The sequence below is a fragment of the Paraburkholderia youngii genome, from assembly GCF_013366925.1.
GTDB classification, from domain to species: Bacteria; Pseudomonadota; Gammaproteobacteria; order Burkholderiales; family Burkholderiaceae; genus Paraburkholderia; species Paraburkholderia youngii.
The window spans coordinates 6,797,790-6,823,646 of sequence record NZ_JAALDK010000001.1 but is presented as its reverse complement, the minus strand read 5'-3'; the positions used below and the strand labels follow the sequence as shown (position 1 = coordinate 6,823,646).

The 25,857-nt window shown below is 62.4% G+C and carries 20 protein-coding genes, 2 tRNA genes and 2 rRNA genes; 13 read left to right on the top strand and 11 right to left on the bottom strand.

Annotated features, from left to right (window positions below; all coding sequences use genetic code 11):
- Positions 1–178: 178 nt before the first annotated feature.
- The 5 genes from G5S42_RS31215 to G5S42_RS31195 form a co-directional block, all read right to left on the bottom strand.
- A 23S ribosomal RNA gene (locus G5S42_RS31215) occupies positions 179–3,065 on the bottom strand.
- Positions 3,066–3,382: 317 nt separating this feature from the next.
- Positions 3,383–3,458, bottom strand: a tRNA-Ala gene (locus tag G5S42_RS31210).
- 47 nt (positions 3,459–3,505) lie between these two features.
- Positions 3,506–3,582 (bottom strand) — tRNA-Ile (locus G5S42_RS31205).
- A 74-nt stretch (positions 3,583–3,656) separates the two neighbouring features.
- Positions 3,657–5,190 (bottom strand): 16S ribosomal RNA (locus G5S42_RS31200).
- Together the 16S and 23S rRNA genes with 2 tRNA genes alongside form the textbook arrangement of a ribosomal RNA operon.
- Before the next feature lie 480 nt (positions 5,191–5,670).
- Positions 5,671–6,447 carry an enoyl-CoA hydratase gene (locus tag G5S42_RS31195; protein WP_176110242.1) on the bottom strand — a complete coding sequence of 259 codons (777 nt, stop codon included), beginning with the start codon at positions 6,445–6,447 and terminating at the stop codon, positions 5,671–5,673.
- 135 nt (positions 6,448–6,582) lie between these two features.
- Here G5S42_RS31195 and paaN point away from each other — a divergent pair, with 135 nt between their 5' ends.
- From paaN to paaK, 4 genes are all read left to right on the top strand, one after another.
- Positions 6,583–8,283 (top strand): phenylacetic acid degradation protein PaaN, encoded by a 1,701-nt coding sequence (gene paaN / locus G5S42_RS31190; RefSeq protein ID WP_176110241.1) that lies wholly within the window; start codon positions 6,583–6,585, stop codon positions 8,281–8,283.
- A gap of 168 nt (positions 8,284–8,451) precedes the next feature.
- Positions 8,452–9,243: a 2-(1,2-epoxy-1,2-dihydrophenyl)acetyl-CoA isomerase PaaG gene (gene paaG, locus G5S42_RS31185; RefSeq protein ID WP_176110239.1), complete on the top strand. Its 792-nt coding sequence runs from the start codon at positions 8,452–8,454 to the stop codon at positions 9,241–9,243.
- 1 nt (position 9,244) lies between these two features.
- Positions 9,245–9,706, top strand: coding sequence for a hydroxyphenylacetyl-CoA thioesterase PaaI (gene paaI, locus G5S42_RS31180; protein ID WP_176110237.1), 462 nt, complete (start codon positions 9,245–9,247; stop codon positions 9,704–9,706).
- A gap of 112 nt (positions 9,707–9,818) precedes the next feature.
- Positions 9,819–11,123 (top strand): phenylacetate--CoA ligase PaaK, encoded by a 1,305-nt coding sequence (gene paaK, locus G5S42_RS31175; RefSeq protein ID WP_176110235.1) that lies wholly within the window; start codon positions 9,819–9,821, stop codon positions 11,121–11,123.
- Positions 11,124–11,317: 194 nt separating this feature from the next.
- On the opposite strand, the gene mltA is transcribed toward paaK, so the two are convergent.
- On the bottom strand, positions 11,318–12,436 hold the full coding sequence (gene mltA, locus G5S42_RS31170; RefSeq protein ID WP_217709972.1) for a murein transglycosylase A: 1,119 nt from the start codon (positions 12,434–12,436) through the stop codon (positions 11,318–11,320).
- A 16-nt stretch (positions 12,437–12,452) separates the two neighbouring features.
- On the opposite strand from mltA, the gene G5S42_RS43865 reads away from it, so the two are divergent.
- A complete protein-coding gene (locus G5S42_RS43865) occupies positions 12,453–12,626 on the top strand; it encodes a hypothetical protein (RefSeq protein WP_217710224.1) in 174 nt (57 codons plus the stop codon).
- A gap of 145 nt (positions 12,627–12,771) precedes the next feature.
- On the opposite strand, the gene apaG is transcribed toward G5S42_RS43865, so the two are convergent.
- Complete coding sequence (gene apaG / locus G5S42_RS31165) at positions 12,772–13,146, bottom strand: Co2+/Mg2+ efflux facilitator ApaG/CorD (protein WP_176110233.1); 375 nt, start codon at positions 13,144–13,146, stop codon at positions 12,772–12,774.
- A 327-nt stretch (positions 13,147–13,473) separates the two neighbouring features.
- Between apaG and rpe the strand changes: the two genes are divergently transcribed.
- From rpe to G5S42_RS31125, 8 genes are all read left to right on the top strand, one after another.
- Positions 13,474–14,157, top strand: coding sequence for a ribulose-phosphate 3-epimerase (gene rpe, locus G5S42_RS31160; RefSeq protein WP_176110230.1), 684 nt, complete (start codon positions 13,474–13,476; stop codon positions 14,155–14,157).
- A gap of 7 nt (positions 14,158–14,164) precedes the next feature.
- Positions 14,165–14,881 (top strand): phosphoglycolate phosphatase, encoded by a 717-nt coding sequence (locus tag G5S42_RS31155; RefSeq protein ID WP_176110228.1) that lies wholly within the window; start codon positions 14,165–14,167, stop codon positions 14,879–14,881.
- Positions 14,882–15,257: 376 nt separating this feature from the next.
- Positions 15,258–16,751: an anthranilate synthase component I gene (trpE, locus tag G5S42_RS31150; RefSeq protein WP_176110226.1), complete on the top strand. Its 1,494-nt coding sequence runs from the start codon at positions 15,258–15,260 to the stop codon at positions 16,749–16,751.
- Positions 16,752–16,764: 13 nt separating this feature from the next.
- Entirely contained in the window at positions 16,765–17,382 is a 618-nt protein-coding gene (locus tag G5S42_RS31145; protein ID WP_176110225.1) for an aminodeoxychorismate/anthranilate synthase component II, read from the top strand.
- A 19-nt stretch (positions 17,383–17,401) separates the two neighbouring features.
- Positions 17,402–18,433, top strand: coding sequence for an anthranilate phosphoribosyltransferase (gene trpD, locus G5S42_RS31140; RefSeq protein ID WP_176110223.1), 1,032 nt, complete (start codon positions 17,402–17,404; stop codon positions 18,431–18,433).
- Positions 18,434–18,451: 18 nt separating this feature from the next.
- On the top strand, positions 18,452–19,237 hold the full coding sequence (trpC, locus tag G5S42_RS31135) for an indole-3-glycerol phosphate synthase TrpC (RefSeq protein ID WP_176110221.1): 786 nt from the start codon (positions 18,452–18,454) through the stop codon (positions 19,235–19,237).
- A 32-nt stretch (positions 19,238–19,269) separates the two neighbouring features.
- Positions 19,270–19,896 carry a CYTH domain-containing protein gene (locus G5S42_RS31130; protein WP_176110220.1) on the top strand — a complete coding sequence of 209 codons (627 nt, stop codon included), beginning with the start codon at positions 19,270–19,272 and terminating at the stop codon, positions 19,894–19,896.
- 108 nt (positions 19,897–20,004) lie between these two features.
- Entirely contained in the window at positions 20,005–20,829 is an 825-nt protein-coding gene (locus tag G5S42_RS31125; protein WP_176110218.1) for a uracil-DNA glycosylase, read from the top strand.
- A gap of 126 nt (positions 20,830–20,955) precedes the next feature.
- On the opposite strand, the gene G5S42_RS31120 is transcribed toward G5S42_RS31125, so the two are convergent.
- The 4 genes from G5S42_RS31120 to G5S42_RS31105 all read right to left on the bottom strand — a co-directional run bounded on the left by G5S42_RS31120 (position 20,956) and on the right by G5S42_RS31105 (position 25,794).
- Complete coding sequence (locus tag G5S42_RS31120; RefSeq protein ID WP_176110216.1) at positions 20,956–21,552, bottom strand: FMN-dependent NADH-azoreductase; 597 nt, start codon at positions 21,550–21,552, stop codon at positions 20,956–20,958.
- A gap of 191 nt (positions 21,553–21,743) precedes the next feature.
- Complete coding sequence (locus G5S42_RS31115) at positions 21,744–23,534, bottom strand: M61 family metallopeptidase (protein ID WP_176110214.1); 1,791 nt, start codon at positions 23,532–23,534, stop codon at positions 21,744–21,746.
- A gap of 146 nt (positions 23,535–23,680) precedes the next feature.
- Positions 23,681–24,406 carry a DsbC family protein gene (locus tag G5S42_RS31110; protein ID WP_176110212.1) on the bottom strand — a complete coding sequence of 242 codons (726 nt, stop codon included), beginning with the start codon at positions 24,404–24,406 and terminating at the stop codon, positions 23,681–23,683.
- Positions 24,407–24,621: 215 nt separating this feature from the next.
- Positions 24,622–25,794: a UbiH/UbiF family hydroxylase gene (locus G5S42_RS31105; RefSeq protein ID WP_176110210.1), complete on the bottom strand. Its 1,173-nt coding sequence runs from the start codon at positions 25,792–25,794 to the stop codon at positions 24,622–24,624.
- Positions 25,795–25,857: the final 63 nt, after the last annotated feature.

Sequence of the window (25,857 nt, the reverse complement as noted above, 5' to 3'; positions counted from 1 at the left end):
CGGGTTGGGCTCAACCCGGCGCCACAGCCAATCGGGAAGAAGCGTAAAGGATTCGTGTGTTTGGGGTTGTGTTGTTGCTGGCACAACACTGATCTCAAACTGCATGTCTTCATCCCCTTCGGGGATCGGACACCCGTAAGCGCTAAAGCGCTAACGGGTGTCGAGACACACCTGTTATAGGATCAAGCCTTACGGGCAATTAGTATCAGTTAGCTCAGTACATTACTGTACGTGCACACCTGACCTATCAACGTCCTGGTCTTGAACGACCCTTCAAGGGGCTCGAAGCCCCGGGGATATCTCATCTTAAGGCGAGTTTCCCGCTTAGATGCTTTCAGCGGTTATCTCTTCCGAACATAGCTACCCGGCGATGCCACTGGCGTGACAACCGGTACACCAGAGGTTCGTCCACTCCGGTCCTCTCGTACTAGGAGCAGCCCCCTTCAAATATCCAGCGCCCACGGCGAGATAGGGGACCAAACTGTCTCACGACGTTTTAAACCCAGCTCACGTACCTCTTTAAATGGCGAACAGCCATACCCTTGGGACCGGCTACAGCCCCGGGGATGAGATGAGCCGACATCGAGGTGCCAAACACCGCCGTCGATATGAACTCTTGGGCGGTATCAGCCTGTTATCCCCAGAGTACCTTTTATCCGTTGAGCGATGGCCCTTCCATACAGAACCACCGGATCACTATGACCTGCTTTCGCACCTGTTCGACTTGTCAGTCTCACAGTCAAGCACGCTTATGCCATTGCACTATCAGCACGATTTCCGACCGTACCTAGCGTACCTTCGTACTCCTCCGTTACACTTTGGGAGGAGACCGCCCCAGTCAAACTGCCTACCATGCACTGTCCCCGATCCGGATCACGGACCAAGGTTAGAACCTCAAACAGATCAGGGTGGTATTTCAAGGACGGCTCCACGCAAACTGGCGTTCACGCTTCACAGCCTCCCACCTATCCTACACAGACCGGTTCAAAGTCCAATGCAAAGCTACAGTAAAGGTTCATGGGGTCTTTCCGTCTAGCCGCGGGGAGATTGCATCATCACAAACACTTCAACTTCGCTGAGTCTCGGGAGGAGACAGTGTGGCCATCGTTACGCCATTCGTGCAGGTCGGAACTTACCCGACAAGGAATTTCGCTACCTTAGGACCGTTATAGTTACGGCCGCCGTTTACCGGGACTTCAATCAGGAGCTTGCACCCCATCATTTAATCTTCCGGCACCGGGCAGGGCGTCACACCCTATACGTCCACTTTCGTGTTTGCAGAGTGCTGTGTTTTTATTAAACAGTCGCAGCCACCAGTTTATTGCAACCCCTTCACCCTCCTGGCGCAGGCCAGTCAAGCTACCAGGGCGTACCTTATCCCGAAGTTACGGTACCAATTTGCCGAGTTCCTTCTCCCGAGTTCTCTCAAGCGCCTTAGAATACTCATCTCGCCCACCTGTGTCGGTTTGCGGTACGGTCACTGTGAAACTGAAGCTTAGAGGCTTTTCCTGGAACCCCTTCCAGTTGCTTCGCTTCCGAAGAAGCTCGCGCCACACCCTTGAGTCCTGTGCCCGGATTTGCCAAGGCACCCTCTCCAATGCAGCGACCGGGACTTCCAACACCCGGACAACCTTCCGCGATCCGTCCCCCCATCGCATTTCACAATGGTGCAGAAATATTAATCTGCTTCCCATCAGCTACGCATTTCTGCCTCGCCTTAGGGGGCCGACTCACCCTACGCCGATGAACGTTGCGTAGGAAACCTGGAGCTTACGGCGAGGGGGCCTTTCACCCCCTTTTATCGCTACTCATGTCAGCATTCGCACTTCCGATACCTCCAGCACACTTTCCAGTGCACCTTCGCAGGCTTACGGAACGCTCTCCTACCATGCACATAAATGTGCATCCGCAGCTTCGGTATATGGCTTAGCCCCGTTACATCTTCCGCGCAGGACGACTCGATCAGTGAGCTATTACGCTTTCTTTAAAGGGTGGCTGCTTCTAAGCCAACCTCCTGACTGTTTTAGCCTTCCCACTTCGTTTCCCACTTAGCCATATTTGGGGACCTTAGCTGGCGGTCTGGGTTGTTTCCCTCTTGACACCGGACGTTAGCACCCGATGTCTGTCTCCCGTGATTGCACTCTTCGGTATTCGGAGTTTGCTATGGCGTAGTAATCCGCAATGGACCCCACAACCATGACAGTGCTCTACCCCCGAAGGTGAGACACGAGGCACTACCTAAATAGTTTTCGGAGAGAACCAGCTATTTCCAGGTTTGTTTAGCCTTTCACCCCTATCCACAGCTCATCCCCTAACTTTTCAACGTTAGTGGGTTCGGTCCTCCAGCACGTGTTACCGTGCCTTCAACCTGGCCATGGATAGATCACCTGGTTTCGGGTCTACACCCAGCGACTGGACGCCCTGTTCGGACTCGCTTTCGCTACGCCTGCCCTAATCGGTTAAGCTCGCCACTGAATGTAAGTCGCTGACCCATTATACAAAAGGTACGCCGTCACCCCTTACGAGGCTCCGACTGTTTGTATGCATGCGGTTTCAGGATCTGTTTCACTCCCCCTCCCGGGGTTCTTTTCGCCTTTCCCTCACGGTACTGGTTCACTATCGGTCGATCACGAGTATTTAGCCTTGGAGGATGGTCCCCCCATCTTCAGACAGGATTTCACGTGTCCCGCCCTACTTCTCGTACACCCAGTTCTTTCCCGCTGTTTTCGTCTACAGGGCTATCACCTGCTATGGCCGCACTTTCCAGAGCGTTCGACTAACAATGAGAATAAAGAGTACAGGCTGATCCCATTTCGCTCGCCACTACTTTGGGAATCTCGGTTGATTTCTTTTCCTGCGGTTACTTAGATGTTTCAGTTCACCGCGTTCGCTTCACGTAGCCTATGGATTCAGCTACGGATACTCCATTAGGAGTGGGTTTCCCCATTCGGACATCTCCGGATCAAAGCTCGTTTGCCAGCTCCCCGGAGCTTTTCGCAGGCTACCGCGTCCTTCATCGCCTGTGATCGCCAAGGCATCCACCACATGCACTTGTTCGCTTGACCCTATAACGGGTGTGTCTCTCACCACCTTCACTGGGAAGGCAGCGTTTTTCACACACGCTACAGGTTGAGTATTCGTGTTGCGCCGTATTCCAAAGCGATCTCTCGATCACCTTTAAAATACATCGATACAATCACAACCCTGATTCACCTACTCACGCACCCATCTCCAGGTACGCTTTCGTGAATCTCTTTACTACTTCTTCCTGATTGTTAAAGAACGACAGCCGATATAAAGCCTGTGCCTCATACCGCGCTGACTGGCTCAATCGCCAATGCGCAACGCTCTGCCTTCATGCAGAACCCTGCGCATTGAGGATTGGTGGAGGATGACGGGATCGAACCGACGACCCCCTGCTTGCAAAGCAGGTGCTCTCCCAGCTGAGCTAATCCCCCGGTCATACCCTACTCAAGGGTGTCCCAGTCAGCACCACAGACAAAGATGGTGGGTCTGGATGGATTCGAACCATCGACCCCCGCCTTATCAAGACGGTGCTCTAACCGACTGAGCTACAGACCCCTGAGTCTGTCTGCGTTGCTTCTCTAAACCACAGCCGATAAGCGTGAGCGCTTGCGCAGCAATGCAAGCTCTGGAAAGGAGGTGATCCAGCCGCACCTTCCGATACGGCTACCTTGTTACGACTTCACCCCAGTCATGAATCCTACCGTGGTGACCGTCCTCCTTGCGGTTAGACTAGCCACTTCTGGTAAAACCCACTCCCATGGTGTGACGGGCGGTGTGTACAAGACCCGGGAACGTATTCACCGCGGCATGCTGATCCGCGATTACTAGCGATTCCAGCTTCACGCACTCGAGTTGCAGAGTGCGATCCGGACTACGATCGGTTTTCTGGGATTGGCTCCACCTCGCGGCTTGGCAACCCTCTGTTCCGACCATTGTATGACGTGTGAAGCCCTACCCATAAGGGCCATGAGGACTTGACGTCATCCCCACCTTCCTCCGGTTTGTCACCGGCAGTCTCCCTGGAGTGCTCTTGCGTAGCAACTAGGGACAAGGGTTGCGCTCGTTGCGGGACTTAACCCAACATCTCACGACACGAGCTGACGACAGCCATGCAGCACCTGTGTGATGGCTCCCTTTCGGGCACTCCCGCCTCTCAGCAGGATTCCATCCATGTCAAGGGTAGGTAAGGTTTTTCGCGTTGCATCGAATTAATCCACATCATCCACCGCTTGTGCGGGTCCCCGTCAATTCCTTTGAGTTTTAATCTTGCGACCGTACTCCCGAGGCGGTCAACTTCACGCGTTAGCTACGTTACCAAGCCAATGAAGGCCCGACAACCAGTTGACATCGTTTAGGGCGTGGACTACCGAGGTATCTAATCCTGTTTGCTCCCCACGCTTTCGTGCATGAGCGTCAGTATTGGCCCAGGGGGCTGCCTTCGCCATCGGTGTTCCTCCACATCTCTACGCATTTCACTGCTACACGTGGAATTCCACCCCCCTCTGCCATACTCCAGCGCTGCAGTCACCAATGCAGTTCCCAGGTTAAGCCCGGGGATTTCACATCGGTCTTACAGCACCGCCTGCGCACGCTTTACGCCCAGTAATTCCGATTAACGCTCGCACCCTACGTATTACCGCGGCTGCTGGCACGTAGTTAGCCGGTGCTTATTCTTCCGGTACCGTCATCCCTCACGGATATTAGCCACGAGGTTTTTCTTTCCGGACAAAAAGTGCTTTACAACCCGAAGGCCTTCTTCACACACGCGGCATTGCTGGATCAGGCTTGCGCCCATTGTCCAAAAATTCCCCACTGCTGCCTCCCGTAGGAGTCTGGGCCGTGTCTCAGTCCCAGTGTGGCTGGTCGTCCTCTCAGACCAGCTACAGATCGTCGGCTTGGTAGGCCTTTACCCCACCAACTACCTAATCTGCCATCGGCCGCCCCTTGAGCGCGAGGTCTTGCGATCCCCCGCTTTCCTCCACAGAGCGTATGCGGTATTAATCCGGCTTTCGCCGGGCTATCCCCCACTCCAGGACACGTTCCGATGTATTACTCACCCGTTCGCCACTCGCCACCAGACCGAAGTCCGTGCTGCCGTTCGACTTGCATGTGTAAGGCATGCCGCCAGCGTTCAATCTGAGCCAGGATCAAACTCTTCAGTTCAAACCTGTTACTGTTTTCGGTTCCGCAGTTTCCTGCTTATGAACCGGTCGCTCACTCAACGTACTGACGATGATCAATCCGTCTTTCGACGGATAAACCTTCCTCTAATACTGTGTGAGGCTTCTGATACTTTTGCCTTGCAGCAGATCCATACGGATCCGCCGCCGCATTCCGCATCAAGCGCCCACACTTATCGGCTGTTAGTTTTTAAAGATCGATCCGCCCAACCCGCAGCGCCTGAACTACCACCACCCGGCACTGCTTCGTTTGCGTCGCTGCGTCTGCAGCAGAGAAACGAGATTATGGAGAACTTTCACCGGATCGTCAACAGGTTTTTATCACTTGCTTAACCTGCCCACGCCGCTGAAGCCCTCGCCAACAAAGGCTTCCCGCCTCTCCGCGCCCCGGCGTCCGGAGCACGAAAGAGCGGAATTCTAGTCGCCGCCATCGCGACTTGCAAGCGATATTTTGACAAATGTATTAACGATGTTTGAAAACCGGTTTGCGCTTTTCTACGAACGCGGCCATGCCCTCCTTCTGGTCTTCGGTAGCGAAGAGCGAATGGAACAGGCGGCGCTCGAAATGCACGCCCTCCGCGAGCGTCGTTTCATAGGCTCGATTGACCGATTCCTTGACCATCAGCACCGCCGGCAGGGGGAATTCCGCAATGGTGGCAGCCGCGCCAACCGCTTCGTCAAGCAACGATGCAGCCGGGATCACGCGCGAAACGAGTCCGGCGCGCTCCGCTTCGGCGGCATCCATGAAACGGGCGGTCAAACAAAGGTCCATCGCCTTTGATTTTGACACCGCCCGCGGCAAGCGCTGCGTGCCGCCCGCGCCCGGCATGATCCCGAGCTTGATTTCCGGCTGACCGAACTTCGCCGTGTCGGCGGCGAAAATGATGTCGCACATCATCGCCAGTTCGCAGCCGCCGCCGAGCGCGAAGCCCGCCACCGCGGCAATGATCGGCTTACGAATCGAGCGAACCGTTTCCCAGTTGCGAGTAATGTAGTCACCCTTGTAGACATCCATATAGGTGTAAGACGCCATCATGCCGATATCCGCACCGGCCGCGAACGCCTTCTCGCTGCCCGTTACGACGATTGCGCCAATCGACTCGTCGCCGTCGAATTCGCGCAACGCAGCGCCCAGTTCGTCCATCAGCGCGTCGTTCAGTGCATTTAGAGCCTTCGGACGATTGAGAGTAACCAGTCCGACCCGCCCTCGCGTCTCAACCAGAATGTTTTCGTAAGCCATGCCACCTCCATAAGGGTTAATCGCACGCGAAAAACGCTTCGCGCATAGTTCGTAGTGATGCTACCATTCCCCAACCAACCGGTCGGTCAATTATTTGACAGGTTTTCCCCCAACGTACAGCCGAGCCCCTTTGCCATGACACATCCGCTATTCACCAAGCACGAAGACACGCTGCACAAAGCGCTCGCCGCGCTCGAAACGCGCGGCTACTGGAGCCCGTTCGCCGAGATGCCCAGTCCGAAAGTGTACGGGGAAACAGCCAACGCGGACGGCGAAGCCGCGTTCAAGGCGCATCTAGACAAGACGTTCGACCTGGACCAACCGTCGACCGGAGAGACCGTCGGCGCGGAAGTTTCGCCGTTCGGGTTCCCGCTCGGCGTGCGTTACCCGAAAGCCGATCCGAACGCGCTTATCGCCGCATCCACGGCGGCGCAACGCGAGTGGCGCGCGGCCGGCCCGCAGACATGGATCGGCGTGAGCCTGGAAATCCTCGCCCGTCTGAATCGAGCCAGCTTCGAACTCGGCTACAGCGTGATGCACACGACCGGCCAGGCGTTCATGATGGCCTTCCAGGCGGGCGGTCCGCACGCACAGGATCGCGCGCTCGAAGCGGTCGCGTATGCCTGGGATCAACTGCGCCGGATTCCCGCCGACGCGCATTGGGAAAAACCGCAAGGCAAAAACCCTCCGCTCGCGATGCACAAGCGCTACACCGTCGTGCCGCGCGGCATCGGCCTCGTGCTCGGCTGCTGCACATTCCCGACGTGGAACGGCTATCCGGGCCTGTTCGCCGATCTGGCCACCGGCAACACGGTAATCGTCAAGCCGCATCCGGGCGCAATCCTGCCGCTCGCGCTGACCGTGCGCATCGCGCGTGACGTGCTGCGCGAAGCGGGCTTCGATTCGAACGTCGTCACGCTGCTGGCTACCGAGCCGAACGACGGCGCCCTCGTTCAGCAACTGGCACAGCGCCCGGAGATCAAGCTGATCGACTTCACGGGCAGCACCCAGAACGGCACCTGGCTCGAGCGCAATGCGCACCAGGCGCAGGTCTACACCGAGAAAGCCGGAGTCAACCAGATCGTTATCGACTCGGTCGACGACATCAAGGCGGCCGCCCGCAACATCGCGTTCTCGCTGGCGCTGTACTCGGGCCAGATGTGCACCGCGCCGCAAAATATCTATGTGCCGCGCGGCGGCGTTCGCACCGCAGATGGCACGCTCAGCTTTGACGAGGTCGCCCAGGCGCTTGCCGGTGCGGTGCAAAAGCTCGTCGCCGATCCGGCCCGCGCAGTCGAATTGCTCGGCGCGATCCAGAACGAAGGTGTCATGCAGCGCATCGACGAAGCCGCCAAACTTGGCCGCGTTCTCGTCGCGAGCCAAACGCTCGAGCATCCGGCGTTTGCGGGCGCTCGCGTGCGCACTCCGCTCGTACTGCAACTCGACGCCGCGACCGATCATGCCCAGTTCACGAAAGAATGGTTCGGGCCGATCTCGTTCGTCATCGCGACGGACGCGACCGCGCAGTCGCTCGACCTCGCTGGCGAGATTGCCGCCGAGCACGGCGCGCTGACGCTGGCGGTCTACAGCACGGACGACGCGGTGCTCGAAGCCGCGCACGAAGCGTCGATTCGCGGCGGTGTTGCGCTGTCGATCAACCTGACCGGCGGTGTGTTCGTCAACCAGTCCGCGGCTTTTTCGGACTTCCACGGCACCGGCGCCAACCCGGCCGCCAATGCCGCGCTGGCCGATGCCGCTTTCGTCGCGAACCGCTTCCGTGTCGTTCAAAGCCGCGTTCATGTTGAACCGAAAACGCCGCCGGCGGTAGCTGGCTGAACGGCATAAGACACGGCTTCAACGCTACGCACGACTTCGTCCTATGCCGTTCGGCGGATGGACTGGGTCGTGCGCTCCGACTAGCATCAGACATCGGGTCGGCATCACGCGCCGACGCTAGCCGAGCCACCGTGCCCATCGGCCAAAGAGAGTTTGAGGAGACACCCCATGTCATATGAAGCGATCCGGCTGGACATCGACTCATCGAGCCACGTCGCCACCATCACGCTGAACCGCCCGGACAAGCTCAACAGCTTCACGCGTGTGATGCATCAGGAACTCGGCGCGGCGCTCGACCAGGTCGAAAGCTCCGGTGCCCGTGCGCTCGTGTTCACCGGCGCAGGCCGCGGCTTCTGCGCCGGCCAGGATCTCGCCGACCTCGATTTCACGCCCGGCGCGATGACCGACCTCGGCGCCGTGATCGATGAATTCTTCAATCCGCTGATCCGCCGTCTGCAGGCGCTGCCGTTTCCGGTGATCGCGGCGGTCAACGGCACGGCCGCCGGCGCGGGCGCCAATCTGGCGTTCGCGTGCGACCTGGTGCTCGCGGCTCGCTCCGCGAGTTTCATCCAGGCATTCGTGAAGATCGGCCTCGTGCCGGATTCGGGCGGCACGTGGTTCCTGCCGCAGCGCGTTGGCATGGCCCGCGCGCTCGGCCTCGCAATCACCGGCGACAAGCTCAGCGCCGAAAAAGCCGAAAGCTGGGGCTTGATCTGGCAAGTGCTCGACGACGCAGAACTGGCGCCGGCAGCGACAAAACTCGCGGCCCAGCTCGCCCAGCAACCGACGCGCGCGATCGCCGCGATCAAGCAGGCGATGCGTGCCGGCACGACGCAAACGCTCGACCAGCAACTCAATCTCGAGCGCGATCTGCAGCGCGAACTAGGCGCCTCGCATGATTATGCGGAAGGCGTGCAGGCATTTATCGAAAAACGCGCGCCGCGCTTCGAGGGACGTTGAGATGCCCACACAAACCACCTCGCCCGACCAAATGACGGCAGACGAACTCGCCCGCGCGACAGCCGCCGCGATGTACGAAAACGACGCCTGCAGTCGCGCGCTCGGGCTCGAGATTCTCGAAGTGCGCCCCGGCTATGCGCGGCTGCGCATGGCGGTGCGCGACGACTTCCTGAACGGGCATCAGATCTGCCACGGCGGCCTGATCTTCACACTCGCCGATTCGACCTTCGCGTTCGCCTGTAACACCTACAACATCAACACAGTCGCCGCCGGCTGCTCGATAGAGTATCTGCGGCCGGTCCACGGCGGCGACGTGCTGAGCGCCGAAGCGGTCGAACAGACATTGAGCGGGCGCACTGGAATCTACGATATTCGCGTGACAAATCGCGCCGGCGAGACTGTCGCAATGTTTCGCGGCAAGTCGGCGCAAATCAAGGGTAACCTGATTCCCACCGGCGACTAACGATTGGCGGCGGCCAGCCAGAAGCGCCCACGCGGGCAATTGTCCACGTGGCGCTCTGGCGCCGATGCGTCACATATCGGACCCAGATACTGAGGCAGCAAGGAGACATTCGATGAGCACCGCTCTTCCGCTCGATCCGATCGAGACCGCCAGCCGCGACGAGCTCGCCGCGCTCCAACTTGAACGGCTCAAATGGTCGCTCACCCATGCGTATGAAAATTCGTCGGTGTATCGGCGCAAGTTCGACGAAGCCGGCGTTCATCCGGGCGACGTTAGGTCGCTCGCGGACATCGCTCGGTTTCCGTTCACGACGAAAAAGGATTTGCGCGACAACTACCCGTTCGGAATGTTCGCAGTGCCCCAAGAGCAGATTTCGCGAATCCATGCGTCGTCTGGAACGACCGGCAAACCGACTGTCGTCGGCTATACGGCGCGCGACATCGACACGTGGGCGAATCTCGTCGCCCGTTCGGTACGCGCCGCCGGCGCGAAGCGCGGCGACAAGGTGCACGTGAGCTACGGCTACGGCCTCTTCACGGGCGGCCTCGGCGCGCATTACGGCGCCGAGCGCGCGGGGCTCACCGTGATTCCGTTCGGCGGTGGCCAGACCGAAAAGCAGGTGCAGCTGATCCAGGATTTCCGGCCGGACATCATCATGGTGACGCCGAGCTACATGCTGTCGATCGCCGACGAATTCGAACGCCAGGGTATCGACCCGGCCAGATGCTCATTGCGCATCGGCATCTTCGGCGCTGAGCCGTGGACCAACGACATGCGCGAGGCGATCGAAAAACGTATGGGCATCGACGCGGTCGACATCTACGGTCTTTCCGAAGTGATGGGCCCGGGCGTCGCCTCGGAGTGCGTCGAAACCAAAGACGGTCCGACGATCTGGGAGGACCATTTCTATCCCGAGATCATCGACCCCGAAACGGGCGAGGTGCTGCCCGATGGCGAGCTCGGCGAGCTCGTGTTCACGTCGCTGACGAAAGAAGCGCTGCCGATCATCCGCTACCGCACGCGCGATCTCACGCGCCTGCTGCCGGGCACCGCCCGCACGATGCGGCGTATGGAAAAGATCACGGGCCGCTCGGACGACATGATGATCGTGCGCGGTGTCAACGTGTTCCCGACCCAGATCGAAGAACTATTGCTCAAGCAGCGCGCGCTGGCGCCGCACTATCAGATCGTGCTGACGAAGGAAGGGCCACTCGATGTGTTGACGCTGAACGTCGAACCGTGCCCCGAAAGCGCGCCGGATACCGCGGCGCTAACCGCCGCGAAAAACGCGCTGGCTTACGACATCAAGGCGCTGATTGGCGTGAGCGCGGTGGTGAACGTGCTGCCGGTGAATGGAATCGAGCGCTCGGTGGGCAAGGCGCGGCGCGTGATAGACAAGCGCAAGTCGGGCCTGTAAGTCGGGCAAGATGCAACGGGCAACGACGCGGAGCGTACGAGCCCAACGAAAAACGGCGTCACGCACGGATTCTGATCCACACGTGACGCCGATTTCAACGACATCTATTTGAGGCTTCGCGGTAGCCTCAAACCCGCCTTGCGAAAACTGCTGCTACTCAAACGGCAGTCACGCATCCGTCTCCGCCCCCCGCCTCACGAATTTGGCAGCAGCAACCACATCCGGCCGCCCTGCTTCATCTTGCCAGCCAGATCACCGGCATCGTCGCCGAGGCCCCAGAAGTAGTCGGCGCGCACGCCGCCTTTGATCGCGGTACCAGTATCCTGCGCGAACACGAGACGGTTCATTGGCGAATTCGTCAGCGGCCGCGTGGTCTGCAGGAACACCGGCGTGCCGAGCGGAATCGCGCTCGGATCGACCGCAATCGAGCGCTCCGGCGTCAACGGCACGCCGAGCGCGCCGATCGGACCGTCTGCGCCGCCGCTCGGCACACTTTCGGCCGACGGCATCTCGCGGAAAAACACGAAGCGCGGATTGGTGTCGAGCAGGCCATCGACGCGCGTCGGATTCGCGCGGGCCCATGCCTTGATGCCCTGCATCGTCGCCTGCGCCGGCGTGATCTCGCCATGATCGAGGAGCCAGCGCCCGATCGACTTGTACGGCTGATTGTTGGTCCCGCCAAAGCCGACGCGCATCACGCTGCTGTCTTCCATCACGATGCGCCCGGAGCCTTGCACCTGCAGAAAGAACGCTTCGATCGGATCGTCGACCCACACGAGTTCGTTGCCGCTGAGCGCGCCCGAGCGTTCGAGCTGGGCGCGAGCCGGCAACGGCGCCCCCGCGCGATAGCCGGCGGGCCAGCGGTACAGCGCGGTCTGATACACGCCGTGCCGCGTGCGCGAGCCCCGCAGCAGGGGCTCGTAATAACCGGTGACCAGACCGTCGAGCGTGCCGTCGCTATTCGCGAGTTGGAACGGCGTGAAGTAGGCTTCGAAGAAGGCGCGCGCGCTGGTGACGTCGAGATCGTCGATTTGCGCGGCCGCCGCGCACGCACGCGACCAGTTCGGCTGACGCGCGAGCCTCGTGCAGTTTTGCCGCAATGCGGCGGTCGCGCCGATCAGCGAGTCGTCCTGCCAGCCCGGCACCTGTTGCCATGCAACCGCGGTCAGGCGCGCCGACGCGATCTGGCCGGGGATGATCGCCGCACCGCTCGGCGGTGAAGGCCGGATCGCGCCGCCGCCACCGCAGGAGGCAAGCAACACTGCAACCGACAACGCTCCGAGCCACGCGCCGGCCCTGCGGACAAAACACATACAATGTTCGTTCTTGATGGAAACCGCCATGTCTGATCTGTTCGACGAATACCCGATGCTCATCTTCGCGCTGGAATCGCTGGTCGCGCTATTCCTGCTCGTCTTTATCGTTGTGTGGACGTCGTCCGGCAAGAAAAAAGCGCGACGTGCCAACTCGGCGGAACGGTCCGAACAGCAAAAGCCGCATTGACCTTGACCTGCGGGCTGCACGCAGAACCGCGCAACCCCTCGTGCATCGAGTGCTCGCCCGAGCGCTCATCCAACCTGCCACTCAACTGCCCGCTGCTCCGCGCGCCCACACGAACTCATTAATGACCGCGCAGGACCGCGCCGGTTCAATGCAACGTTCGCGGCATGCGCAATACGAACTCCGGCACCGGCGCCTCGAAGCGCTCGCCATCCTCCGCCACGCAGAAATAATCGCCGCGCATCGTGCCGACCGGCGTCGCGATCACTGCCCAACTCGTGTATTCGAAATGCTCGCCCGGTTTGAGCAGCGGCTGATGACCGACCACGCCCAGGCCTTTGACTTCCTGCACGGTGTTTTCGCTGTCGGTGATGATCCAGTGACGCGCGATCAACTGTGCAGGCACCTGGCCGGTGTTACGGATGGTCAACGTGTAGGCAAAGGCGTACTGGCGACGCTCCGGGTCCGATTCTTCGGGCAGGTATTGCACCTGCGCCGACACGCTGAATTCGTACTGGCTCATCCTGATTCCGATCTGATCAAACTGGCTGTGAAAAATCGTGGGAGGCCCCGAACGCCAATGGTCTGCCGGTGCAGCGGCGATGCGGCGCTCATGGAGTGGCATTCTGCTTGATGCGCGGCATGGCCGCAACCAGACACGTCTTCCGACCAGGAGTGTCTAAGACGTTGGGAAAGGATGCTGGCCGCGCCGCCTTTCGATGCCATTGTTGCGCCGGCACTTTGCGACGTTTCATCGCGCGATTCCGCCACGCCAACCACGGCCAGCGCGCCGGTCCGCACGCGCAAAAACGGTAAAATGGCGCTTTCCCGCTTGCATCCGCCTCCCGTCATGACGCAATTTCGCATCGCCCCCAGCATTCTCTCCGCCGATTTCGCCCGTCTGGGTGAAGAGGTCCGCAACGTCGTCGCGGCCGGCGCCGACTGGATCCACTTCGACGTGATGGACAACCACTACGTGCCGAACCTGACCATCGGCCCGCTCGTTTGCGAAGCGATCCGCCCCCACGTCGACGTGCCGATCGACGTGCACCTGATGGTGCGCCCGGTCGACCGCATCGTGCCGGACTTCGCGAAAGCCGGCGCGAACCTGATCAGTTTTCACCCGGAAGCGTCGGATCACATCGACCGCACGCTGTCGCTGATCCGCGATCACGGCTGCAAGGCCGGCCTCGTGTTCAATCCGGCGACGTCGCTGAACTATCTCGATCATGTGATGGACAAGGTCGACCTCGTGCTGATCATGTCGGTGAATCCGGGCTTTGGCGGCCAGTCGTTCATCCCCGAGGCGCTCAACAAGCTGCGCGAAGCGCGCAAGCGCATCGACGCGTACAGCGAGCGCACCGGCCGAGAGATCCATCTCGAAGTGGACGGCGGCGTGAAGGTCGACAACATCGCGGAAATCGCGGCGGCCGGCGCGGACACGTTCGTGGCCGGCTCGGCGATCTTCGGCCAGCCCGATCACAAGGTCGTGATCGACAAGATGCGCGCCGCCCTCGCCACCGTCCAGTGCTGACCCGACGATGACTGCTCCGTACCCCGCCCCGTCCTTCGCCGGCCCGCGCCTCGAAGCCGCGATCATCGACCTCGACGGCACGATGATCGACACCGCCGACGACTTCACCGCCGGCCTGAACGGCATGCTCGCTCAGCTCGACGCGGAGGAAACGACGCGCGAGGAAGTGGTCGGCTATGTCGGCAAGGGTTCGGAGCATCTGATCCGCAGCGTGCTCGCCCCGCGCTTCGAAACCGAACACGCGCAAGAGCGCTTCGACGAAGCGCTCGCGATCTATCAGGCCGAGTACGCGAAGATCAACGGCGTGCACACGCGGCTTTATCCGGACGTTGAAGCCGGTCTGCGCGCGCTGCGCGACGCGGGCCTGAAGCTCGCCTGCGTGACCAACAAGCCGCACCGCTTCGCGCTCGAGTTGCTGCAGCAATACGGACTCGCGCAGTATTTCAGTGTCGTGCTCGGCGGCGACAGTCTCGCGAAAAAGAAACCGGACCCGCTGCCGATGCTGACCGCCGCCGCTCAACTCGGCGTCGAACCGAGCGCCACGGTCGCAATCGGCGACTCGGAAAACGACGCACTGGCGGGCCGCGCGGCCGGTATGGCGACGCTGACCGTGCCCTACGGCTACAACCACGGCCAAGCTATACAAACAATAAAATCCGATGGTATAGTTGCCTCGCTGCTCGACGCCGCCAGGGCGATCGCAGCGCACCAATCCACGACTTAACAGTCCTTCATCTTCATGTTTCTGAATAAAAAACGGAGTCTGATTAGCATCGACCGGGGAGCCTGGCCCTGGCGTCGCTGGTCGCGCTAACCTCGCCTGAGGTACGCTGAAGCTTGTCTTCGGCAACCGTTTTTTACTTCGTTGCGCTTACGCGCCATTTCCATCGTTTTGCATTTGCGCTGCTGCATCGGCTGATTGGGCCTGCGCGTACCCGCAAGGTACGGTCGCTCACCCGCACCGCTCGCACGCGCCGATGGAAGACCCGCGCCGGTCGGTATCATCGTGTCGAGAACGTCGACCCACGCCCTGACCGGAGGCGCTTCGCCCCGCTTTGCCCGACGCTTGCTGCCGCCGGACCACCGTACAGGATCGGAACATGACCGAACTCGAATTCCAGTCCCTCGCCAACGAGGGTTTCAACCGCATCCCGCTGATCGCCGAAGCGCTCGCCGACCTCGAAACGCCGCTGTCGCTGTACCTGAAGCTCGCGCAGACCGAGCGCAACGGCGCAAACTCGTTCCTGCTGGAATCGGTGGTCGGCGGCGAACGCTTCGGGCGTTATTCGTTCATCGGGCTGCCGGCGCGCACTCTCGTGCGCACGCGCAACGGCGTGTCGGAAGTGGTGCGCGACGGCAAGGTCGTCGAAACGCACGACGGCGATCCGCTCGCCTTCATCCAGCAGTTCCAGGCGCGCTTCAAGGTCGCGCAACGCCCGGGGCTGCCGCGCTTCACGGGCGGTCTCGCCGGCTACTTCGGCTATGACGCGGTGCGCTACATCGAGAAGAAGCTCGCGCACAGCGCGCCGAAAGACGATCTGAACCTGCCCGACATTCAGTTGCTGCTGACCGAGGAAGTCGCCGTCATCGACAACCTCGCGGGCAAGCTCTATCTGGTGGTCTACGCGGACCCGACCCAGGCCGAGGCCTATACGAAAGCGAAGCACCGTCTGCGCGAACTGCGCCAGCGGCTGCGCGTCACCGTCGAGCCGCCCGTCGTGTCGGCTAGTGTGCGCACCGAGATCTACCGCGAGTTCGCGAAAGACGATTACCTGGCCGCCGTGCGCAAGGCCAAGGAATACATCGCCGCCGGCGAACTGATGCAGGTGCAGGTCGGCCAGCGCCTGACCAAGCCGTACCGCGACAATCCACTGTCGCTGTATCGCGCGCTGCGCTCGCTGAATCCGTCGCCGTATATGTATTACTACAACTTCGGCGACTTCCACGTGGTCGGCGCGTCGCCGGAAATCCTGGTGCGCCAGGAAAAGCGCGGCGAGGACCGTATCGTCACGATCCGCCCGCTCGCTGGCACGCGTCCGCGCGGCAACACGCCCGAGCGCGACGCCGCGCTCGCGACCGAACTGCTGAACGATCCGAAGGAAATCGCCGAGCACGTGATGCTGATCGATCTCGCGCGCAACGACGTCGGCCGCATCGCGCAGATCGGCTCGGTCGTCGTGACCGACAAGATGGTGATCGAAAAATACTCGCACGTGCAGCACATCGTCAGCTCGGTCGAAGGCAAGCTCAAGAGCGACATGACCAATTTCGACGTGCTGCGCGCCACCTTCCCGGCCGGCACGCTGTCGGGCGCGCCGAAGGTCCGCGCGATGGAGCTGATCGACGAGCTCGAACCCATCAAGCGCGGCGTCTACGGCGGGGCGGTCGGTTATCTGTCGTTCACCGGCGAGATGGATCTGGCCATCACGATCCGCACCGGCGTGATCGCGAACGGCAATCTGTATGTGCAGGCGGCCGCGGGCGTGGTCGCCGATTCAGTGCCGGAATCCGAATGGCAAGAGACCGAGAACAAGGCGCGTGCGGTGCTGCGCGCTGCCGAGCAGGTCCAGGACGGCCTCGATAGCGACTTCTGACCGGAGACACACCATGCTGCTCATGATCGACAACTACGACTCGTTCACCTACAACCTGGTGCAGTACTTCGGCGAACTCGGCGAAGACGTGCGCACCTACCGCAACGACGAAATCACACTCGATGAAATCGCCAGGCTGAATCCCGAGCGCATCTGCCTGTCGCCGGGTCCGAGCAATCCGCAACACGCGGGCATCACGCTCGACGTGCTGCGCGAATTCTCCGGCAAGACGCCGATTCTCGGCGTGTGCCTCGGCCACCAGGCGATCGGCGAGGCATTCGGCGGCCGCGTCGTGCGCGCGCAAACCATCATGCACGGCAAGGTCAGTACGATCGAAACCGACTGCAAGGGCGTGTTCGCGGACCTGCCGAAGCATTTCACGGTGACGCGCTATCACTCGCTCGCGATCGAACGCGAATCGCTGCCCGACTGCCTCGAAGTATCGGCATGGACCGAAGACGGCGAAATCATGGGCGTGCGCCACAAGGAACTCGCCGTGGAAGGCGTGCAGTTCCACCCGGAATCGATCCTCTCCGAACACGGCCACGCGCTGCTCGAAAACTTCGTCAAGCAATCAAAGCTCGCCGTCGGCGGCAAGGCTGCGCATCATCCGGCTTCCCGCAATGCCTGACCAGAAGAGAGACGAGATCATGTCCATTACGCCCCAGGAAGCCCTGCAGCGGACCATCGAGCACCGCGAGATTTTCCACGACGAAATGCTGCACCTGATGCGCCTGATCATGCGCGGTGAGCTGTCACCGGTGATGTCGGCGGCGATCATCACCGGTCTGCGCGTCAAAAAAGAGACCATCGGCGAAATCACCGCGGCCGCCACGGTGATGCGTGAATTTGCGCGGCACGTCGACGTGCAGGACAACTCGAACTTCGTCGACATCGTCGGCACCGGCGGCGACGGCGCGCACACGTTCAACATTTCCACCGCGACGATGTTCGTATCGGCCGCGGCCGGCGCGAAGGTCGCGAAGCACGGCAATCGCGGCGTATCGAGCAAGTCGGGCAGCGCGGACGTGCTCGAGGCGCTCGGCGTCAATATCGATCTGCAGCCGGAGCAGGTCGCCGAATCGATTGCGGAAACGGGCATGGGCTTCATGTTCGCGCCGAACCATCATCCGGCGATGAAAAACGTCGCGCCGGTACGCCGCGAGCTCGGCATCCGCACGATCTTCAATATCCTCGGGCCGCTCACCAATCCAGCCGGCGCGCCGAATCAGCTGATGGGCGTGTTCCACCCCGACCTCGTCGGCATTCAGGTACGCGTGATGCAGCGCCTCGGCGCCAGGCACGTGCTCGTCGTGTACGGGATGGACGGCATGGACGAAGTGTCGCTCGGCGGCGCCACGCTGGTCGGCGAGTTGCGCGACGGCGAAATCCGCGAGTACGAAATCCATCCGGAAGACTTCGGCATGCAGATGGTGTCGAATCGCACGCTGAAGGTGGCCGACGCGAACGAGTCGAAGGTCATGCTGCTCGACGCGCTCGACAACAAGCCCGGCGTCGCGCGCGAGATCGTCACGCTGAACGCCGGCACAGCGCTCTATTCGGCGAACGTCGCGGCCACGATCGCGGACGGCATCGTGCTCGCGCGCGAAGCGATCGCGAGCGGCAAGGCTCGCGCGAAGGTCGACGAACTGGTGCGCTTCACCCAGCAATTCAAGCAGTAATCACGTAGCGAGACATTTATGAGCGACATCCTCGACCGCATCATCGCGGTCAAACGCGAAGAAATCCGGGCGGCCGAACAAAGCGTGCCGCTCGAAGAACTGCGGCTCGAAGCGTCGTCGCGCGACCTGCGCGACTTCGTCGGCGCAATCCGCGCCAAGCACACGGCGGGTCTCGCCGCGGTGATCTCCGAAGTGAAGAAGGCAAGCCCGTCGAAGGGCGTGCTGCGCGAGCACTTCGTGCCGGCCGACATCGCGCGTTCGTATGAAAAGCACGGCGCGGCGTGTCTGTCCGTGCTGACCGACGTGCAGTTCTTTCAGGGCAGCGTCGCCTATCTGCAGCAAGCGCGCGCCGCGTGCCAGTTGCCGGTGATCCGCAAGGACTTCATCGTCGATCCGTACCAGGTCGTCGAAGCGCGCGCGATGGGCGCCGACGCGATCCTGCTGATCGCCGCCGCGCTCGAAACCGCCGAGATGCAGGACCTCGAGGCGCTCGCGCATTCGCTCGGTCTCGCGGTGCTCGTCGAAGTGCACGACAGCGATGAACTCAAAGAAGCGCTGACGCTGAAGACGCCGCTGATCGGCATCAACAACCGCAATCTGCGCACCTTCGAGACCTCGCTCGACACGACGCTCGGCATGCTCGACGCGATTCCCGACGACCGCATCGTCGTGACCGAATCGGGCATCCTGTCGCGCGATGACGTCGAGCGCATGCGCGCGCGCAACGTGCATACGTTCCTCGTCGGCGAGGCGTTCATGCGCGCGGACGAGCCGGGCGTGGAGCTTGCGCGGATGTTTTTCTGAGCACGGCGCTCGCGTAAGCAAGGACACGCATCATGAGCATGGAACGCGAAATCAAGCTGGCACTGCCGGCTTCGCAGGTGCAGGCGGCGACGCAGTGGTTCGCCGCTCGCGCCGGCAGGAAAGGACGCGCGATCAAGCTCGTGAACATTTACTTCGACACGCCGCAGTTGACGCTCGCGTCATCGAAGAGCGCGCTGCGTCTGCGTCAGACGCCGGACGGCTGGCTGCAGACCTTCAAGACGGTCGGCACGGCGACCAACGGCCTCCATAGCCGGCACGAATGGGAAATGCCGGTCGCCGGCGCGAAACTCGAAATCGATTCGTTGCTGAACGCTTGCGACGAACCCGCCGCCGCGGACGCTCTGAGACAGGCCGCGCCTGCGCTGATCGAGCTGTTCCACACCAATTTCACCCGCACGCTCTGGCTGCTCGACACCGACGGCGCTCAGATCGAGGCAGCGATCGATCAGGGCGACGTGCTCGCCGAAGTCGACGATCAAGCGCGCCGCGCGCCGATCTCGGAGATCGAACTCGAACTGAAGTCGGGCGACGAAGCGGCGCTTCACACGCTCGCCGCCGAACTCGGCAAACGGATTGCCGGCCTCGCGCCGGATGACATCAGCAAGGCGCAGCGCGGCTATCGGTTGCGCGCGGGGTAAGCGCGGGATGGGCGCGGAATCGCCGCGGGTTGACGAAACCCGCGGCGCCTCATGCGCTCGCTTGCCGCAACTTGAGCTAGCCAGCGTTTGCTGCGACACTTCCCCGCCATGACCTCCGCTACCCGTACCCGCTCCAGTTCGCCGCAGGCATCGTTGTTCGACGATGCCGCGCCAGCTCCCGCCGCAGCGTCGGCCGACCCCACCACCGCCGCCCCGCCCACGCTCGAAGCCCAATTCGCCGCGCTGCCGGCGGCTTGGCGTGCGCATTTGAAACCCTTCATCGACAGCGACACCTACGCGCCGCTGTGCCGCTTCGTCGACGGCGAGCGTGCCGCCGGCAAAACCATCTATCCGGCCGACGTGTTCCGCGCGCTGCGCCTGACGAGTCCCGACGAAGTGAAAGTCGTGATCCTCGGCCAGGACCCGTACCACGGCGAAGACCGCGGCACACCGCAGGCGCACGGTCTCGCGTTTTCGGTCGCGCCGCACGTGCGGCCGCCGCCGTCGTTGCGCAACATCTTCAAGGAAATCGGCGCGAGTCTCGGTCATGCAACGCCGCAGCACGGGTGCCTCGACAGCTGGGCCAGACAGGGCGTGTTGCTGCTGAACACGGTGCTGACCGTCGAGCGCGACAGCGCCGCGAGCCACGCGAAACGCGGCTGGGAAAAATGCACGGACACGCTGATCCACGAACTGGCTACGCGGCATCAGAATCTCGTGTTCATGCTGTGGGGCGCGCATGCGCAGGCCAAGCGCGCGCTGCTCGGCGGCAAGTCGCACTATGTGCTGGAGGCGCCGCATCCGTCGCCGTTGTCCGCGCATCGCGGCTTTCTCGGTTGCGGTCATTTCGCGAAGGCGAACGAATATCTAATGCAGCACGGCCGCGAGCCGATCGACTGGCGTCTGCCGGACGACGCGCAAATGCTTGCGTGACGGCGTCGCCGTCGGAAGATGTCGATACCAAGCGAAAACGCCACGGAGGGTGAACCCATCCGTGGCGTTTTTTATTTCACCGCTTGCGCCGCATCGAAGCGGCGCAATGCGGCACGACGAAGCCGCTTAAACCGCGGCGATCGCTTCGCGTGCCGAGCTCAGCGCGGCGGTCGCGGCGTCCGGGCCCATGTTCAGGCCTTCGGCGTAGATGAAGTTCACGTCGGTCATGCCGAGGAAGCCGAGGAAGCTCTTCAGATACGGCGTCTGGCTATCGTTCGGCGTGCCGAGATACTTGCCGCCGCGTGCCGACACGACGTACACCTTCTTGCCCTTCACGAGGCCCTCCGGGCCGTTCGCGGTGTATTGGAACGTGATGCCCGCCCGCGCGATGAAGTCGAAGTACGTCTTCAGTTGCGACGAGATGCCAAAGTTGTACATCGGCGCGCCGATCACGATGACGTCGGCGGCTTGCAGTTCGGCGATCAGCGCTTCGCTGCGCGCGGCGATGGCGGCTTGTTCCGGCGTGCGCTGCTCGGCCGGCGTGAAAAACGCGCCGAGCACGGCGTCGTCGAGGTGCGGCAGCGGTTCGGCTTGCAAGTTACGGACGACGACTTGCGCGCCCGGATTCGACTGTTGCAGCTTTTCGGTCAGTTCGTTGACGAGAAGCGTCGAGTTCGCGCCTTGCGAACGGGCTGCCGAGTTGATTTGCAGGATCGTGGTCATGGTTGACTCCAGTAGGGGCGCGCAGTGTTGCGCGAGTGGAGCCATTGTGTTTTTTTATCGAGCGGCGAAAAAGCCGTCCGGCGGCGACGGATTGTTGCATGGGTAGAACAATCCACCGCCCTCCTCCGCCGATTGGCGACGAGACGAGCGACGATCGATGGACCACCCGGTGCGGCCCATCGCCACGCCGTTCACTTCGTCAGCCAGCGCTCGAGGGCTTTGCGCGCGGCGGGACGGTGATCGCTGACCGTGAGCTTGTAGCGCGCCACTTCGGGACCGTCGAGCTTCACCTGCGTAACCCGCAGCTCATCGCGGCGGAACGCGTGCACCTCGACTTTCGCGCCCGGCTGGTAGCGCGCCAGCAGCGCATCGATATTCCCGCCGGTCACGCGCAGGCCATCGAGCGCGATCAGCACGTCGCCAGCGGAAAGGCCGGCTTTCTGCGCGGCACTGCCCTCGTGCACCGTCGCGAGCGCGCAGTCCGCGCCGCCGCGCAGCCGCACGCCGAGCGACGGCTTGCCGTTCTTGTCGACGTCCGGCGCGAGCGTCACGCCGAACGGCGCGAGCAACGCGTCGAGCGGCAGATCGCGCGTGCCGCGCACGCCCTCGGCGAACAGTTCGGCTAGTTCCGCGCCGCTCGCTTCCGCAAAAATCGCCTCGATCTCGCTTTCGTCGACGCCGACCGGCTTGCCGCGATAAAAATCACGGCCAAAGCGCTTCCAGAGCAGACGCATCACGTCGTCGAGCGATTTCTGATTGCCGGTTTGCGCGCGGATCGTCAGATCGAACGCGAGCGCGATCAGCGAGCCCTTCGTGTAATAGCTGACGATCGCGTTCGGCGCGTTCTCGTCCTGCCGGTAGTACTTGACCCATGCGTCGAACGAGCTTTCGGCGACGCTCTGCTTCAGGCGCCCGCTGCCGCGCTGCACGCCGCCGATCACCTTGCCGAGAAGGCCGAAATAGTCGTCCTGCGAGATCACGCCGCTGCGCACGAGAATCAGGTCGTCGTAATACGACGTGAAGCCCTCGAACAGCCACAGCAGCGACGTGTAGTTTTCGACGCCGAGGTCATACGGCGCGAACACGGCCGGCTTGATCCGCTTCACGTTCCACGTGTGGAAATACTCGTGGCTGCACAGACCGAGATAAGTCCGGTAGCCCTCGCTCATCGCATCGCGGCCCTGCACCGGCAGATCGGTGCGATTGCAGATCAGCGCGGTCGATGCGCGATGCTCGAGACCGCCGTAACCGTCGGTGACGGCCTGCGTCATGAACACGTAGCGCTCGACCGGCGCCTTCTTCGATTTCGGTTCGAACAGTGCAATCTGCGCCTCGCAGATGCGCTTCAGGTCGCGGCACAACCGCTCCATGTCGAGCCCGATCACTCGGCCGCCGATCACGACGTCGTGCGGTACGCCGTGCGACTTGAACGTGGCGAGCGCGAACTCGCCGAGCGTCACCGGATGGTCGACCAGTTCGTCGTAGTTCTGCGCGCGGTACTCGCCGAAGCCGTAGCGCCGGGTGCCGCGCGCTTCCGGCAGCGCGGTCGCGACGCGCCAGTCGCGATACGCGGCGCCCTGCGGCTTCTGGATATCGACCACGCACTGCGCGTCTTCATGGCCGAGCGGCGACAGGAACACGCTCGTGCCGTTGAAAAAGCCGATGGTGTCGTCCAGATGCGCGGCGCGCACCGACATGTCCCATGCGTACACCTCGTAGCGCAGCGTCAACGCTCCCTTGACCGGCGCGGCCTGCCACGTGTGCTTATCGACCTTCTCGACGCGCACCTTGCGGCCCGCGTCGTTGACCGCGCGCAGCGTCACGATGTTGCGCGCGAACTCGCGCACCATGTAGCTGCCCGGAATCCACACCGGCAGCATGAAACGCTGGCCGGCCGGATCGGGATCGGCGACGGTCACGGTGACTTCGAACAGGTGGGCGGCGGGGCTACTCGGAACGATGGTGTAGCGGATCGGCTTCATCGGCGGCGTTTGGGAATGTCAGGAGAGTGAGGCGAAGAAGTTCGGGGCTTGATGCGAAAGGAGGCGCTGCGTGCGCCTCCTTTCGTTTGAACGTTGCATCCTGTTGCGCGCCTGAGGCGTGCGGGGTGCTGCGTGCAGCGCGCGGCTCAGTGCACCGCCGACAGTTCCTTGTCGAGCCGGTCGGCGGGCACGGCGCCCGGCAGTCGGCGGCCATCGGCGAGGAACACCGTCGGCGTGCCCTCGACGTTCATCGAACGGCCGAGCGCGAGGTTCTTGTCGATCGCGGCGGTGTCGCAGGTGGCGGCGGCGGTCGGCGCCTGACGGTCCTGCATCCACGATTCCCACGCCTTCGCGCGATCGGCCGAGCACCAGATCGACTTCGACTTGGCCGTCGAATCCGGCGACAGCACCGGGTACAGAAAGGTGTAGACCGTCACGTTGTCGATCGACTGCAGCGTTTTTTCGAGCTGCTTGCAGTACGGGCAGTTCGGATCGGAGAACACCGCGATCTTGCGCGCGCCGTTGCCGCGCACGACCTTCACCGCGTCGCCGAACGGCAGGGTCGCGAAGTCGATGCGGTTGGTTTCCGACAGGCGTGCCTCGGTCAGATTCTTGCGCGTCTTCGAGTCCACCATGTCGCCGAGCATCAGGTAGTCGCCGCTCGCATCGCTGTAAATGATCTGCGTGCCGAGGTTCACTTCGTACAGGCCCGCGATCGGCGTCTTCGACACGCCCTTGATCGTCACGTCGGACAGACGGTTTTGCAGGGTGGCTTTGAGCTTGTCGGTGGTCTGGTCGGCCTGCGCCGAGCAGCCGAGCGTGACGGCAGCGATCGCGAGGGCGGCGGCGGCGATGCGGAAAGTCTTTTTCATGCTGGAGTCCTGGGGGTCATTCGCGCACCTGCGCGTTCGTTACGTTCCGGCCGCGCGCTTTGGCCGCCTATCGGTTCGATCAGGCTCGATCAGGTTCGATCGGGTTCGGATAAGGGCCGGATAGGGGCGGATCGCAGCGCGTCGATCCGGTCATGATACCTGTCCCGGGCGCCCGTGACCGGCCATCGGCTATCCGCGCGACGCTTCGTTGCGGTTTACCCCAGCGCGGCCGACACGAGCCAGCGCTTGATGAATGGCTGCGCGCCGACGAACGCCATGCCGGTATTGCGCACGGCGCGCGCGAGCGGACCGGGCACCGAAAACAGTTTCTGCAGGCCGTCGGTGGCGATCATCAGCGTGCGGATGTCTTCGCGGCGCGCGCGTTCGTAGCGACGCAGCAGCACCATGTCGCCGAGATCGCGAAACGACTCCTTGCCGCCGATCGTGTTCGCGAGCGCGGCGACGTCGCGCAAGCCGAGGTTCATGCCCTGCCCTGCCAGCGGGTGGATCAGATGCGCGGCATCACCGACCAGCGCGACACGCGGCGCGACCAGCCGGTCGACGGTTTGCAGCGCGAGCGGGAAGCCCTGCGCGGGCGTGACACACTCGAGCGCGCCGAACTGTTCACCGCTCACGTGCTCGACTTCGGCGGCGAGCCGCTCGGGATCGAGCGCGAGCAATTGCTCGGCGTGTTCGGTGCGGGCCGACCAGACCAGCGACAGGTGGCCGTCCGGCATCGGCAGCAACGCGATGATCTCGCCGTCGCGGAACCACTGATACGCGGTTTCGCCGTGCGGTTTCGCTGCCTTGAAATTGGCGACCACGCCGATCTGCCGGTAGTCGCGGCGTACCATCCTCGAGCCGATCTGCGCGCGCACCCACGAGTGCGCGCCGTCCGCGCCGACTACCAGGTCCGCTTCGAGCACGTTGCCGTTCGCGAGGCCGATGCTCGCGCTGTCGACGGAGAAATCGAGTGCCTGCGCGCGCGTGTCGATCCATGTGAGGTTCGGCTGGAAGCGCAGCGCGGCATCGAGCGCGCGCTCGATCACCGACGACTCGACGATCCACGCAAGCTGCGGCACCGATGCCTGAAACGCGGAGAAATGCAGTTCGGCGTGCGCGTCGCCGTAGACGCGCATGTCGTAGACGGGACCGAGCCGTGAGTGATCGAGCGCCTGCCAGACCCGCAGCCGTTCGAGCAAGTCCTGCGAACTCGACGACAACGCATAGACGCGCGAGTCGAAGGCAGCACCCGCCGGCAGCGCCGCGCAAGGCTGCGCGAGCAGTGCGACGCGCAGTCCGGCTTGCGTGAGCGCGAGCGCCGCGGTCTTGCCGACGAGCCCGCCGCCGATCACGGCGGCATCAAAGGTCTGGTGGTGTGCGTTCATGCGCGCATTATAGCCGCGGGGGGTGCGGGGGACGGATCGACGGGCGCGGGCATTTGGGCTCCA

What these genes read in the sequence shown, in the direction of transcription:
- trpD (WP_176110223.1), top strand. Translation starts at nt 17,402, where the DNA reads ATGTCCATTACGCCCCAGGAAGCCCTGCAGCGGACCATCGAGCACCGC.
- G5S42_RS31155 (WP_176110228.1), top strand. Translation starts at nt 14,165, where the DNA reads ATGACTGCTCCGTACCCCGCCCCGTCCTTCGCCGGCCCGCGCCTCGAA.
- rpe (WP_176110230.1), top strand. Translation starts at nt 13,474, where the DNA reads ATGACGCAATTTCGCATCGCCCCCAGCATTCTCTCCGCCGATTTCGCC.
- paaI (WP_176110237.1), top strand. Translation starts at nt 9,245, where the DNA reads ATGCCCACACAAACCACCTCGCCCGACCAAATGACGGCAGACGAACTC.
- G5S42_RS31115 (WP_176110214.1), bottom strand. Translation starts at nt 23,534, where the DNA reads ATGAAGCCGATCCGCTACACCATCGTTCCGAGTAGCCCCGCCGCCCAC.
- paaG (WP_176110239.1), top strand. Translation starts at nt 8,452, where the DNA reads ATGTCATATGAAGCGATCCGGCTGGACATCGACTCATCGAGCCACGTC.
- G5S42_RS31130 (WP_176110220.1), top strand. Translation starts at nt 19,270, where the DNA reads ATGAGCATGGAACGCGAAATCAAGCTGGCACTGCCGGCTTCGCAGGTG.
- G5S42_RS31125 (WP_176110218.1), top strand. Translation starts at nt 20,005, where the DNA reads ATGACCTCCGCTACCCGTACCCGCTCCAGTTCGCCGCAGGCATCGTTG.
- trpC (WP_176110221.1), top strand. Translation starts at nt 18,452, where the DNA reads ATGAGCGACATCCTCGACCGCATCATCGCGGTCAAACGCGAAGAAATC.
- paaK (WP_176110235.1), top strand. Translation starts at nt 9,819, where the DNA reads ATGAGCACCGCTCTTCCGCTCGATCCGATCGAGACCGCCAGCCGCGAC.
- G5S42_RS31110 (WP_176110212.1), bottom strand. Translation starts at nt 24,406, where the DNA reads ATGAAAAAGACTTTCCGCATCGCCGCCGCCGCCCTCGCGATCGCTGCC.
- apaG (WP_176110233.1), bottom strand. Translation starts at nt 13,146, where the DNA reads ATGAGCCAGTACGAATTCAGCGTGTCGGCGCAGGTGCAATACCTGCCC.
- trpE (WP_176110226.1), top strand. Translation starts at nt 15,258, where the DNA reads ATGACCGAACTCGAATTCCAGTCCCTCGCCAACGAGGGTTTCAACCGC.
- G5S42_RS31105 (WP_176110210.1), bottom strand. Translation starts at nt 25,794, where the DNA reads ATGAACGCACACCACCAGACCTTTGATGCCGCCGTGATCGGCGGCGGG.
- mltA (WP_217709972.1), bottom strand. Translation starts at nt 12,436, where the DNA reads ATGTGTTTTGTCCGCAGGGCCGGCGCGTGGCTCGGAGCGTTGTCGGTT.
- G5S42_RS31195 (WP_176110242.1), bottom strand. Translation starts at nt 6,447, where the DNA reads ATGGCTTACGAAAACATTCTGGTTGAGACGCGAGGGCGGGTCGGACTG.
- G5S42_RS31120 (WP_176110216.1), bottom strand. Translation starts at nt 21,552, where the DNA reads ATGACCACGATCCTGCAAATCAACTCGGCAGCCCGTTCGCAAGGCGCG.
- G5S42_RS43865 (WP_217710224.1), top strand. Translation starts at nt 12,453, where the DNA reads ATGGAAACCGCCATGTCTGATCTGTTCGACGAATACCCGATGCTCATC.
- G5S42_RS31145 (WP_176110225.1), top strand. Translation starts at nt 16,765, where the DNA reads ATGCTGCTCATGATCGACAACTACGACTCGTTCACCTACAACCTGGTG.
- paaN (WP_176110241.1), top strand. Translation starts at nt 6,583, where the DNA reads ATGACACATCCGCTATTCACCAAGCACGAAGACACGCTGCACAAAGCG.